15 protein-coding genes are annotated in these 12675 nt (G+C 50.1%); 10 read left to right on the top strand and 5 right to left on the bottom strand.

Annotated elements, in window-relative coordinates:
- Nucleotides 1-71 precede the first annotated feature (71 nt).
- On the top strand, nt 72-542 hold the full coding sequence (locus tag ACZRKO_RS08055) for an outer membrane lipoprotein (protein WP_463736688.1): 471 nt from the start codon (nt 72-74) through the stop codon (nt 540-542).
- A gap of 182 nt (nt 543-724) precedes the next feature.
- On the opposite strand, the gene slyA is transcribed toward ACZRKO_RS08055, so the two are convergent.
- A complete protein-coding gene (gene slyA, locus ACZRKO_RS08060; RefSeq protein WP_463736689.1) occupies nt 725-1159 on the bottom strand; it encodes a transcriptional regulator SlyA in 435 nt (144 codons plus the stop codon).
- 195 nt (nt 1160-1354) lie between these two features.
- On the opposite strand from slyA, the gene ACZRKO_RS08065 reads away from it, so the two are divergent.
- The 3 genes from ACZRKO_RS08065 to ACZRKO_RS08075 are packed head-to-tail and all read left to right on the top strand — an operon-like array spanning nt 1355 to nt 4495.
- Entirely contained in the window at nt 1355-1579 is a 225-nt protein-coding gene (locus tag ACZRKO_RS08065; protein ID WP_463736690.1) for a DUF1656 domain-containing protein, read from the top strand.
- A 4-nt stretch (nt 1580-1583) separates the two neighbouring features.
- Nucleotides 1584-2441 (top strand): efflux RND transporter periplasmic adaptor subunit, encoded by an 858-nt coding sequence (locus ACZRKO_RS08070; protein ID WP_463736691.1) that lies wholly within the window; start codon nt 1584-1586, stop codon nt 2439-2441.
- A gap of 11 nt (nt 2442-2452) precedes the next feature.
- Complete coding sequence (locus ACZRKO_RS08075) at nt 2453-4495, top strand: FUSC family protein (RefSeq protein ID WP_463736692.1); 2043 nt, start codon at nt 2453-2455, stop codon at nt 4493-4495.
- 85 nt (nt 4496-4580) lie between these two features.
- Here ACZRKO_RS08075 and ACZRKO_RS08080 read toward each other — a convergent pair whose 3' ends face one another.
- The gene (locus tag ACZRKO_RS08080; RefSeq protein WP_463736693.1) at nt 4581-5477 is read right to left on the bottom strand and encodes an aldo/keto reductase; all 897 of its coding nucleotides are present in this window, start codon (nt 5475-5477) and stop codon (nt 4581-4583) included.
- 107 nt (nt 5478-5584) lie between these two features.
- Entirely contained in the window at nt 5585-5824 is a 240-nt protein-coding gene (locus ACZRKO_RS08085; RefSeq protein ID WP_463736694.1) for a DUF1289 domain-containing protein, read from the bottom strand.
- 190 nt (nt 5825-6014) lie between these two features.
- Here ACZRKO_RS08085 and ACZRKO_RS08090 point away from each other — a divergent pair, with 190 nt between their 5' ends.
- From ACZRKO_RS08090 to rnt, 4 genes are all read left to right on the top strand, one after another.
- Entirely contained in the window at nt 6015-6626 is a 612-nt protein-coding gene (locus ACZRKO_RS08090) for a TetR/AcrR family transcriptional regulator (protein ID WP_463736695.1), read from the top strand.
- A gap of 131 nt (nt 6627-6757) precedes the next feature.
- Nucleotides 6758-7849 (top strand): N-ethylmaleimide reductase, encoded by a 1092-nt coding sequence (gene nemA, locus ACZRKO_RS08095; protein ID WP_463736696.1) that lies wholly within the window; start codon nt 6758-6760, stop codon nt 7847-7849.
- A 144-nt stretch (nt 7850-7993) separates the two neighbouring features.
- A complete protein-coding gene (gene gloA / locus ACZRKO_RS08100) occupies nt 7994-8401 on the top strand; it encodes a lactoylglutathione lyase (RefSeq protein ID WP_463736697.1) in 408 nt (135 codons plus the stop codon).
- Nucleotides 8402-8483: 82 nt separating this feature from the next.
- On the top strand, nt 8484-9194 hold the full coding sequence (gene rnt, locus ACZRKO_RS08105) for a ribonuclease T (RefSeq protein ID WP_463736698.1): 711 nt from the start codon (nt 8484-8486) through the stop codon (nt 9192-9194).
- A gap of 111 nt (nt 9195-9305) precedes the next feature.
- On the opposite strand, the gene ACZRKO_RS08110 is transcribed toward rnt, so the two are convergent.
- Nucleotides 9306-9659, bottom strand: a complete 354-nt coding sequence (locus ACZRKO_RS08110) for a Grx4 family monothiol glutaredoxin (protein ID WP_463736699.1) — start codon at nt 9657-9659, stop codon at nt 9306-9308.
- A 486-nt stretch (nt 9660-10145) separates the two neighbouring features.
- Between ACZRKO_RS08110 and ACZRKO_RS08115 the strand changes: the two genes are divergently transcribed.
- The gene (locus ACZRKO_RS08115) at nt 10146-10994 is read left to right on the top strand and encodes a C40 family peptidase (RefSeq protein WP_463736700.1); all 849 of its coding nucleotides are present in this window, start codon (nt 10146-10148) and stop codon (nt 10992-10994) included.
- Between the two features lie 180 nt (nt 10995-11174).
- On the opposite strand, the gene cydH is transcribed toward ACZRKO_RS08115, so the two are convergent.
- The gene (gene cydH / locus ACZRKO_RS08120) at nt 11175-11450 is read right to left on the bottom strand and encodes a cytochrome bd-I oxidase subunit CydH (protein WP_463736701.1); all 276 of its coding nucleotides are present in this window, start codon (nt 11448-11450) and stop codon (nt 11175-11177) included.
- 149 nt (nt 11451-11599) lie between these two features.
- Between cydH and purR the strand changes: the two genes are divergently transcribed.
- Nucleotides 11600-12625 (top strand): HTH-type transcriptional repressor PurR, encoded by a 1026-nt coding sequence (gene purR / locus ACZRKO_RS08125; RefSeq protein ID WP_463736702.1) that lies wholly within the window; start codon nt 11600-11602, stop codon nt 12623-12625.
- Nucleotides 12626-12675 lie beyond the last annotated feature (50 nt).

Raw genomic sequence — 12675 nt, forward strand, 5'->3', positions numbered from 1 at the left:
GTCAGACCTGCGCTATTAACGCCTGATACAGAATCAGGCTGAGGTGGCGTAAATTTAAACAGGAGCAATTTATGATTAAGCGTTTTCTGGCCGTCGCCCTTGCGGGTGTTACCCTTGCAGGCTGTGTGAATGACAACACGGCATCTGGCGATGTCTACTCCGCTTCTCAGGCCAAGCAAATCCAACAGGTCTCTTACGGCACCATTCTTTCGACCCGTGCAGTACAAATTCAGGGCGGCGATGAAAGCAACATCATCGGTGCACTGGGCGGCGCGGTATTGGGTGGTTTCCTGGGTAACACCGTCGGCGCGGGTACCGGTCGTAGTCTGGCAACTGCCGGTGGTGCAGTTCTGGGGGGCGTAGCTGGTCAGGGCGTGCAGAGCACCCTCAACCGTTCGAACGCGGTCGAGTTACAAATTCGTCGTGATGACGGTACAACCATTCAGGTTGTGCAGAAAACAGGCCCAACCAAGTTCAGCGTTGGCCAGCGTGTCAGTATGGCGACCAGCGGCAGCACCGTTACGGTGTCCCCGAGCGCCTGATCCCGCTTAGTGGGTTCTGAAATGCAATAAAGCCGGGAGCGAAAGCTTCCGGCTTTTTCTTTTCTCAAACATCACTCCGCTCTTATCAGAAAAACAAGATTTGAGGACTGTCTGAAACTGCGCTGTATGCAACAAATGAAAACTGAAATGCCGTGCAGGCCACGGCGTGAATCATCAAATTGTTATGATTTACTTTGCAGTACGGCGATATTTTTTTCCAGACGCGCCAACATGCCGGATAACTGCTCAATGTCTGAATGAGACATACCGGTCAGAATCTCTTTGCGGGTTGAGTCGATAACCGACTCCATAGCATTGATGATCGGGGCTGCTTCTTCGGTCAGTTTGATGCGTTTTGCACGACGATCGCTTGCACAAGTCTGCCGGGTGATGAGCTTCTTCTCTTCGAGCTGATCCAGCGTTCTGACCAGAGAAGGTTGTTCAATCCCAATCGCCTTCGCCAACTGAATTTGCGATTGTTCTGGCGGTAATATATTGATGTTATGCAAGGTTACCCAATGAGTTTGCGTTAACTCGAGCGGTTTTAAGCGTTCGTCGATAAGCGCGCGCCAGGCACGAACTAATCGTGCTAGATCTGATCCCAGGTTCGATTCCAATTAACCCCTCCTTATAATTAGCATGCTAAGATAACTCCCCAGAGTTTAGCCTAGTTTTCGGAATTTTAATCGTGTAATTACGTTTCTATATATACTGGATCGTATCACCGTCAGTCAGAGACCGGCCTGTGCCTCCCTGCATTGACCTCGTTTATAACACAATCACCCGCAGAGATTAATATTGTGGATGCGCAAATGTTTCATTCAGGCTCCCCGCTGACGGATTTAGTTCTCGGTGCCTCGCTATATTTCCCCCCCATTTTCAAGGCTGTCTTGCTTGGGCTGGTTTTCTGGATTTTGATACATCATCTTTTACGTGACTGGATCTATTCCGGCGAGGTGTGGCATCCGACATTGATGGATTTGTCTATTTTCGTCATCTCTATTTGTGGCGCCCTGCTACTTCTGGTTAATGAGTAAGAACATGAAATTTAAAACGCTGAAATATTTCTCGACTGTACTCGTTTTTGCTGTCGCTTTATGTGCTGGTTGGTGGATGTGGAATTATTATATGCAGTCCCCATGGACGCGCGATGGAAAAGTCCGCGCCGAACTGGTGGATATCACTCCAGAAGTGTCGGGTCGTATCACTGACATCAACGTTCACGATAATCAGTTTGTCAAAAGCGGCGAGTTGCTCTTCGTGCTTGACCCTGTCCCCTACCAGATAGCGCTGGATAATGCCGACGCCGCGCTGGCCAAAGCCGCAGCTGATCTCGATAAGGCTAACCATGAAGCGCAGCGCCGCCGTGGACTGGCTGCCAATATTATCTCTGCTGAATCACTGGATGAGTCCAATATTTCGGCAAAAGCTATGAAGGCACAATATCAGGCTGCACAGGCATCCCTTGAACAAGCCAAGTGGAATTTGAGTAAAACCAAAATATTTGCCCCAACTGATGGCTATATAACCAATTTGCAAACCCGTAAAGGGAACTACGCCACAGCAGGTACACCTATCGTCGGGCTAGTGGATACGCATTCCTTTTATGTTTTGGGTTATTTTGAAGAAACTAAGTTGCGCCATATAAAAGAGGGCAGCCAGGCAGATATTACGTTGTACAACGGTAATATTCCGCTGCAAGGTCAGGTGGAAAGTATCGGCCGTGCAATATATGACCAGAGTGTCGATGCTTCCGACGATTTATTAATGAACGTTAAACCCAATGTTCCCTGGGTAAGGCTTGCACAACGCGTACCAGTAAGAATTAAGCTGCTTAATGTCCCTGCAGATGTGGTGCTTGTCGCAGGTACGACCGCCACCATTTCTGTGCATGACTGAAGGCGCGCGCCGTGAATTTATCCTGGCTTGACTGGAAAAATACCCCGTGGGGAAAAGCCACGGGCGGGCAGTGGCGTTATGCGCTGCGCAACTCGATTGCCATGTGTTTGGCGCTGTACATCGCCTTCGTATTACAGCTTGATGATCCCTACTGGGCGCTGACGTCCGCGGCCGTTGTGAGTTTCCCCACCGTTGGTGGCGTCATCAGCAAGAGCATAGGTCGCGTCATCGGGAGTCTGATTGGTGCCCTGGCATCGGTGTTGATCGCGGGTCATTGCCTGAACGACCCCTGGCTGTTCACATTTTCCATCGCCGCGTGGCTCGGGCTATGCACGTACGTTTCCAATCATTATCAGAATAACGTCTCTTACGCTTTTGCGCTGGCAGGTTATACCGCCGCGATCATTGCGTTCTCAACGGTCAACGTGACCGATACGGGTAAGATTTTTGATATTGCCCAGGCCCGCGTCTGTGAAGTGATCACCGGTATACTTTGCGGCGGTTTTATGATGATGGTGCTCCCCAGCACGTCAGACGGTAACGCCCTGCTGACCTCTCTGCGGAAAATGCATGCACAATTGCTTGATCACGCCAAATTGCTGTGGCGCCCCGACATCACCGAACAGATCCGTACCTCGCACGAAGGCGTCATCGGGCAGATCCTCACCATGAATCTGCTGCGCATTCAGGCCGTGTGGAGCCATTACCGCCTGCGTCAGCAAAACAATCTGCTCAATTATTTACTTCATCAACAGTTACGGATGACCAGTTATATTTCCAGTTTGCGCCGCATGCTGCTCAACTGGCCTGACCCGCCAGAGCGACTCTACGAGGTGCTGACTTTATTGCTGGATGAGCTTAAAAATCCTGAAAGCAATAAATATCAAATCGCTAAAATTCTCAGCCAGATCAAGCCGCATGACACCTCAGATTTTCGCTATCAGGCATTCTGGAAAAGGCTGCGGGATTTTTGCTGGCTATATCTGCGAAACGAACGCTGGTTACAGAGAGTGGAAAACACCAGCGCAGCGCAGGTGGAATTTTTGCAACCTCCGCGCGTCAGCCGCCTGACTGAGCACACAGACACCTATGAAGCGGCCTATAACGGCATACGTACCTTTTTGTGCATTGTGGTCGCCTGCTGGTTCTGGATGAGTACCCAGTGGAGTTCAGGGACATCGGCGGTAGCGCTTACGGCGGTGAGCTGCGTGCTCTACTCTTCTACCGCATCCCCCATCAGCAGCATTACGTTGCTGATTAAATCTTTGCTGCTGCTGTTTGTGGGCTGTTTTATTCTCAAGTTCGGTCTAATGATCCAACTGAATGATTTTTGGGTATTTTGCGCCTTCCTGCTGCCAATTCTGGTCACCATGCAGATGATGAAATTGCAGTACAAACGGTTTGCGGGTTTGTGGGGGCAACTGATTGTCTTTAGCGGTTCATTTTTGGCTGTGACGAATCCCCCGAGCTACGACTATGGCGCATTTATCAATGACGGGATTGGCCGGATTGTCGGCGTGATGCTGGCGGGTATCGCTTTTCAGGTACTGCGGCCAAGTTCTGACAAACGTAAAAGCCGGCGTATTATCCGCGCGCTGCGACGTGATTTTATCGACCAACTCAGCCGCAAACCGCAGCTCAGCCATCTGGAGTTCGAATCCCTGATTTATCACCGTATTAATCAGCTTAATCAAAGTAAGGATCAGGTTTCACGTACCTGGCTGTTGCGCTGGGGAGTGGTGCTGCTCAATTGCAGCCATATTGTCTGGCAGCTTCGCGAGTGGGAAACCCGCTCCGACCCGTTATCGGCCGTTCGCGATGTGTGTATCCACTGCCTGAAGGGGATCATGACTGAACGCGGTGTCAGCCACGTCGTGCTGGATTCAAGCCTGATTGAGCTCATGCGTATCAGTCATTCGCTGGCACATCATCATGATGAGTCAGGCCGTGAGCTGGCCGGAGTGATCTGGCGTCTGTACTGCTCATTGTCACAGTTGCAGCAGGCCATTTCCATTGAAGAAATCGCCACAGGCAGCCCGGTTCAGCCTGCCTGAGAAACACAATGACTTCGGGCCAGATTGATTTAACCCGAAGTCATTGGCGCTGCAGCCACGCAGCTAAAGCGTAAGTGAAGTAACATTAAGGTACGTCGTAACCCAGTGCGGCCTTACGAATACGGAACCATTGCTGACGCGTCAGCTCAAGCGACAGAGAGTTCCACGCTGAACGGACGCGTTCAATTTTACCAGAACCAATGATTGGCAACGGCTGCGATGGCAGACGCATTACCCACGCATAAACCACCTGTTCAATACTTTCTGCACCAATTTCTTCTGCCACTTTCTGCAATTCATCACGCAAAGGCTGGAATTTGGCATCACTGAACAAACTTCCCCCGCCGAGACATGACCAGGCCATAGGCTTGATACGCAATTGCTGGCAAAGATCCAGTGAGCCGTCGAGAATAGCGGGCTGATGCACAGGGGAGATTTCCAGCTGATTCGTCACCAGCGCGAACGGCAGGCGCGATTGCAGCAGCGTGAACTGTGCCGTCGTAAAATTGGAAACACCAAAGTGCTTCACTTTGCCGCTTTTGTGCAGCGAGGTGAATGCCTCAGCGACGTCATCGGCATCCATCAGCGGATCCGGACGATGAATTAACAGCAGATCAAGATAATCGGTGTGCAGATTGCTCAGTGATTTTTCAGCCCGCTCAGTGATGTACTGGCTGTCGGTAATATAGTGGCCGATTTTATTGTCAGGATTAGCGGTGGTGGCGATCCCGCATTTGCTCACAATTTGCATCTTTTGGCGCAGTGCAGGTTTCAGGCGCATCGCGTCGCCAAACGCTGCTTCACAAGCGTAGCCGCCATAGATGTCCGCATGATCGGCCGTGGTGATACCCATTTCAACATGCTGCTCGATAAACCCCAGCAGTTGCTGTGGGGTCATGTTCCATTCCATCAGGCGCCAGTAACCGCAAATCATGCGGGAAAAATCTGGGCCCTGCGCGGACAATGGGGTACGGGGATCCATGTTATTACCTCGATATATTCATTATGAAAGAGTGTAAGACCCTGACAGCATACAGAACTTATCCCATTCCTGTATTGATCTCTGCCGGTAGCACGACGCGCTCGGGGTTAAAAAAGAGAGGGTTGTTCGGGCAGAGGATCATCAGGCTTTTTGGCTGCACGTTGCAGCCGTAACAACCGCTGATGGCACAGGCGCAATACCTGACGCTTTTCAGGATCGGTCATTGTCACCCAACCAAAGCGCTCTTCACGGCTGCGCAGGCAACCACGGCAAAAACCGCGACTATCTGCCTGACAGATACCGCGACATGGGCTGGGAATGTCAAAAAACTCGAGCTGTTGAGCCACAACGTCTCCGCGTCAATTACTGAATCCTTATTGAAGACGCTTTGCGGGTATCCCGCAAGTCTCTTTTGATATTTCGCAACAATCCCGTTTCTTTAGTGCAACTTTTAATACAGCAACGAACCTGGCAAAAAAGTGCTCTTTTCCTGCTGCCCTCTTGACCTAGACCGATCGGTCTATTACTCTCAGCTCCATGAACAAACTTGCTCAACCTCATAGCGATACACGCGAACATCTGCTGGCCACCGGCGAAGAACTCAGCCTGCGCTTAGGCTTTACCGGCATGGGACTGACAGAACTCCTGAAAACGGCAGAGGTGCCGAAGGGGTCTTTCTATCACCATTTCCGCTCTAAAGAAGCCTTTGGCGAAGCCATGATTCAGCGTTATTTCGAACATTATGATGCACATTTGCAGCAGCTTTTTGGACAGACTCAGGGCGATCAGCGTCACCATATCCTGAGCTACTATGCCCAGAACATTACCAATTTCTGCGGCAGTGAGTGCCATAACGCATGCCTGTCGGTCAAACTGTCCGCGGAAGTCAGCGATCTGTCCGAGCCAATGCGTCACGTACTCGAACAAGGTTCTGCGCAGGTGATTAACCGCCTGAAAGATGCTATTGAAAAAGGTATCGCCGAAGGTTCACTGACGGTACCGGTATCCCCGGCTGTGGCAGCGGCAACGCTGTATTCACTCTGGCTAGGTGCTTCGCTGCTGGCAAAAATTAAGCGCTCCGTAACGCCGCTGGCGGCAGCACTGGAAAGCGTTGAAATGTTATTGCAGCCACCAGAAGCAACGCGCTGAATATATTTTCAAAATGTTGTTGATGAATTGCTCATTATTTACAAATCCAAACCCTAATATGACGCGTTAGTTTGGTTACACATTTTTTTCATAATCAGACCGACCAGTCTATTAACCAGGAGTTTTAGAACATGACCAAGCTTTTCTCCCCGATTGTTGTCGGTAATAAAACCTTACCGAATCGCGTATTTATGGCTCCTCTGACCCGTCTGCGCAGCATTGAGCCTGGCGATATTCCAACCCCGCTGATGGGCGAATATTATGCACAGCGCCACAGTGCTGGCCTTATCATCACTGAAGCGACCCAGGTCTCTTTCCAGGCTAAGGGTTATGCGGGCGCGCCTGGCTTACATACGCCAGAACAAACGGCGGCATGGAAGAAAATCGTTGCCGGTGTTCATCAAAAAGAAGGTCACATCGCGGTGCAGTTGTGGCACACCGGACGCATTTCACACAACAGCGTGCAACCGGACGGTCAGACTCCTGTTTCTGCGTCAGCCATCAATCCAAACACCCGTACCAGCCTGCGTGATGCGCAGGGTAACGCGGTCCGTGAAGACTGCCCTACCCCGCGCGCACTCGAGCTGAGTGAAATCCCGGGCATCATCAACGATTTCCGCCTGGCGGCAGCCAACTCCCGCGAAGCTGACTTCGACTATATCGAGATCCATGCGGCACACGGCTACCTGCTGCACCAGTTCATGGCGCCAGCTTCAAACGTGCGTACCGACGCCTACGGCGGTAGCATCGAGAACCGTACCCGTCTGACACTGGAAGTGGTTGATGCCTCCATCGCTGAAATTGGCGCAGACCGCGTGGGTATCCGCATTTCCCCGCTCGGCCCGTTCAATGGTCTGGATAATGGTGAAGATCAGGAAGAAGCCGCGCTGTATCTGCTTGATGAGCTAAATAACCGCAAACTGGCATACCTGCATATTTCTGAGCCAGACTGGGCCGGTGGCAAGCCTTACTCAGAAGCTTTCCGTGCGGCAATCCGTGCGCACTATCAGGGTGTGATTGTTGGCGCCGGTGCTTATACCGCTGAAAAAGGCGAAGAGCTGATCGAAAAAGGTTATATCGATGCCGTGGCCTTTGGCCGCAGCTACATTGCCAACCCGGACCTGGTTGAGCGCCTGAAAAATCACGCGTCACTGAATGAGCCAAAAGCGGACACATTCTACGGCGGCGGCGCTCAGGGCTACACCGACTACCCAACGCTGTAAGATTAGCGTTATCAATTAACAGGGTATGTTTTGATACCTGAAGATGCGGCAGCCGTTGCCCTCCGGCTGCCGCGTTTTTTTGCCTGTCCGGTGACAATCAGTTAGTCTGTTATTTATTACTTATCCCTGCAATCAGAGGAAATTATGCGCTTACTTCATACCATGCTTCGCGTCGGCGACCTGCAACGTTCAATCAATTTCTATACTGATGTTTTAGGTATGCGTCTGCTGCGTACCAGCGAAAATACCGAATACAAATACTCCCTCGCGTTCGTGGGATACACTGATGAAAGCGAAGGTGCCGTGATCGAACTGACCTACAACTGGGATGTTCACAGCTACGACCTCGGTACAGCCTACGGGCATATTGCACTGGGCGTGGATAACGTGGCACAAACTTGCGAAGACATTCGTAAAGCGGGCGGTAACGTGACCCGTGAAGCCGGTCCGGTCAAAGGCGGCGCCACCATCATCGCTTTCGTTGAAGATCCTGATGGTTATAAAATCGAACTGATCGAATCTAAACATGCAGGCCAGGGCCTGGGGAATTAATGTCCCCTCACATCATGAAGGGCGCAAAGGCGCCCTTTTTTCTGCCCCTATACTCCTGCATCTCCATTAAAAATTTGCCATAATGCGCGCTGAATTCGATGAAGATAAGAAACTGATGGCCGACAATAGTGACATTAACGCCCTGAGAGGCCGTTTCCGTGGTTTTTACCCCGTGGTTATCGACGTAGAAACGGCTGGATTTAACGCCAAGACCGATGCACTGCTGGAAATTGCCGCGATCACCCTGAAAATGGATGAAGATGGCTGGCTAAAAACCGACGAGACGGTGCATTTTCACGTTGAGCCCTTTGAAGGCTCAATTCTGGTACCGGAAGCACTGGCCTTCAACGGCATCGACCCCACTAATCCGCTTCGCGGTGCCGTGAGCGAATATGATGCGCTGCATGAAATTTTCAAAGTCATTCGTAAAGGAATGAAAGAACAAAACTGCAGTCGCGCCATTATCGTTGCGCACAACGCCAATTTTGATCACAGCTTTTTGATGGCGGCCGCAGAACGCGCAGGCTTGAAACGCAACCCGTTTCACCCCTTTGCCACTTTCGACACCGCGGCACTGAGCGGTTTAGTGCTTGGTCAGACTGTACTGGCTAAAGCCTGCATCAGCGCAGGCATGGCGTTTGACAGCAGCCAGGCGCATTCTGCACTGTATGATACAGAGCAGACTGCAGAGTTATTCTGTGAACTGGTAAACCGCTGGAAACGCCTGGGCGGCTGGCCGTTGCCGATCAACTCAGATGATGAAAAAGCGCAAACGCAAGAAAACGATGCGTAAACGCTGACGGTGTTGTCCCCAAAATTCAGAAAAAAAGAGCGACTCATTGAGGTCGCTCTTTTTATTTACCCGTTTCAGAGATTGCCTGATACAGAGCCAGACGCGCTGATATTACTCGGGTTGCTGCTCTTCAGAAGATTTGTACTTCTCAGCAGTTTCTTTGATCAGCGTCTGCAACTCACCACGTTGATACATCTCAATGATGATGTCACAACCGCCAACCAACTCACCGTCTACCCATAATTGCGGGAAGGTTGGCCAGTTTGCATATTTCGGCATTTCAGCACGGATATCCGGATTTTGCAGAATATCAACATAGGCAAAACGTTCGCCACAGGCTGAAAGCGCCTGCACAGCCTGAGCGGAGAAACCACAGCTAGGCAACTTCGGTGAGCCTTTCATGTACAGAAGGATTGGGTTTTCGGAAACCTGCTTCTGGATTTTTTCGATAGTGGTCGTGGTCATTTATTGCTTCCTCAAGCCAAAACTGGCTGTCACTGTCATTACTCATTGATGCGCAGGGCACTGTCTGGAAATGCGCGCCACTTGTCGCTTAGCGTCTATTGTAACGATGGCGGGCTTTGGATAAAAACGCCATTTTTTGCAGGGTCTTTCCACCCCAGCTTTCATTCATGCGTTTACGTCATTACTTTTTAATCAAACTGTCTGATGGCTCGCAATAATAAACATTCATTCAGAATAACATTTTTGATCGTTGAGTTTAACTCTCTTGTGACTGAGCTGAGCTGGTCAGAGCACATTTTTAACTCTCTGATAAAAGATGGTTTTTAGAACTGAAAATGACCATTTTTACAGCATTTAAAATGCTATTAACTTTTTCTCACAATATGATCTAGAATCGAAGCAATTCGTGCTGTTTTGTCTGCTTCTTTTGGGCAATACTCTGACATCTCTGATGTTTAACCTTGGGCCAATATTGGTAACGACGCCATGCGTTTATTGTTTACGCTTTCCGTGCTGTTCTTTACCCAGCTGTTTCTGAATCTGGCGCATGCTTCGCCACAAACTAACGTTGCTGCCGATCAGCGGAAAAGCCACGTCAGTCAGGCAAAACCTGATGAGAGACGAAAGCGAAAAACCGTTGCCCGAACCAGTAAAAAATCAAAATCAGAGCCAGTTAAAGAACAAAAAGCAAAAGTTAAAGAAACCAAAAAAGTCACCAGCACCAAGCGGGTTCGCAACGAACATTCTGAAAAGAAAACGGCCAAAGTGACCCACAGCAAGATGACAGCGAAGAAAGAAAGCCGAACGATTGCGAAAAATGAGACCAGTAAAAATAGTAAAAAAGCCTACGGTCGCCATCGAAAATCAAAAGACGGACTCGCGAAAGACACCAAACCGATTGCTTTGAGTGCCGCGCATAAAAAACGTTATCAACATGCGCAGCAGACCGCGATGACCAAGCTAATGCATCAGGTCGGCAAACCTTATCGCTGGGGAGGCACTTCTCCCAATACCGGTTTCGATTGCAGTGGTTTAGTGTATTACGCATATAAAGACCTGATTCGTATCAAAATGCCACGCACCGCTAACGAAATGTACCACCTTCGGGACGCGGCGCCAGTTAAACGCGGTGAGCTGGAGAGCGGCGACTTAGTCTTCTTCAGAATCAATAACCGCGGCGCAGCAGATCATGTTGGTGTCTATGTAGGAAACGGTAAATTTATTCAGTCCCCCCGTACAGGTGAAGAGATCAAAATCACCTCACTGGGTGAAGATTACTGGCAAGATCACTATGTTGGCGCGCGTCGAGTGATGACGCCTAAAACGATTCGTTAAGTCCGCAGTACCGCTAATCAGCGATGAATAGCATTTAACGAAACGTTTATGAAACAATCAGTCGCTAAGACAGTATTTTGCGAACGATGCAAAACAAAGAATTGAAAAGGGCGACACCTGTAAAAGGAATCGCCCTTTTTTCTGATCTTTTTACCCTCAGCGAATGAAGGTAAAAAAGGATCAGTGCATCACTGCGGTAAAACTGAAAGCCATAATCATTGCCAGTGCGCCAACCACAGTAATGAGAGCAAATTTCAGATTGGTATCCATTAAAACCCCTTCTGGATCAAATGTGGCCTTTTTATAAGCCATACAGTTTGTGTGCCAACGCATTTTCTCATAGTTTTGTTTTAAAATCCCGTGATCATTCCCTGCGTTACGAAGACTTTTTACTTCCCCTTTACCAAGATATAAGAGAAAATTCGCGGTTACCACACTGCGTGCGGGTCGATTCATTCCGATGTTCTTTCAGACAGTTGTTGTGCTCTGAAAAACCCACCAACGATTTCACTGCTCATCTCTTTTCCAGCAGTCAGATCCACGCAGGCAAACGATTAACATAATGCTAACGTGCTAAAGCACGTCAGACAGGAGTCATTCTTTTCATGGCAACGATAAAAGATGTCGCAAAGCGGGCTGGCGTTTCCACCACAACCGTGTCGCACGTCATCAATAAAACACGTTTCGTCGCCGAAGAAACTAAAGCCGCCGTGCAGACAGCGATAAAAGAGCTGCACTACTCTCCCAGCGCGGTGGCCCGTAGCCTCAAGGTCAACAATACAAAATCTATCGGATTACTGGCAACATCCAGCGAAGCGCCCTATTTTGCCGAAGTGATCGAGGCAGTAGAAAACAGCTGTTTCGCCAAAGGCTACACACTGATTTTGTGTAATTCGCATAATAATCTTGATAAACAGCAGGCCTATCTGGCCATGCTGGCGCAAAAACGCGTCGATGGTCTGTTGGTCATGTGCGCGGAATATCCCGATGCATTGCTCGACATGCTCGAAGAATACCGAGCGATCCCGATGGTGGTGATGGATTGGGGCGAAGCACGTAAAAACTTCACCGACAGTATCATCGATAATGCCTTTGAAGGTGGGTATATGGCCGGGCGCTATCTGATTGAACGCGGTCATCGCGATATCGGTGTGATCCCGGGGCAACTGGCTCGTAACACCGGTGGCGGCCGCTTCCAGGGTTTCCTCAAAGCCATGACGGAAGCCAACATCCCGCTGCGCGAAGAATGGGTCGTTCAGGGTGATTTTGAACCCGAGTCAGGCTATCAGGCGATGCATAAAATTTTGATGCAGAAACAGCGCCCGACGGCCGTCTTCTGCGGCGGTGACGTCATGGCGATGGGGGCTATTTGTGCCGCTGATGAAATGGGTCTGCGGGTGCCGCAGGATATTTCGGTGATCGGCTATGATAACGTACGCAACGCCCGTTACTTCTCCCCTGCACTGACGACAATCCACCAGCCCAAAGAGCGCCTGGGTGAGATGGCATTCACCATGCTGCTGGATCGCATTATCAGCAAACGTGAGGAGTCACAGACCATTGAAGTCCACCCGAAACTGGTTGAACGCCGCTCGGTAGCCGATGGTCCTTACCGCGACTATCGCCGTTAACAGCGTAGTCCGAAAGCCATAACACGAACGCCTGCACATTTGCAGGCGTT

Source organism: Ewingella sp. C233 (assembly GCF_055407225.1).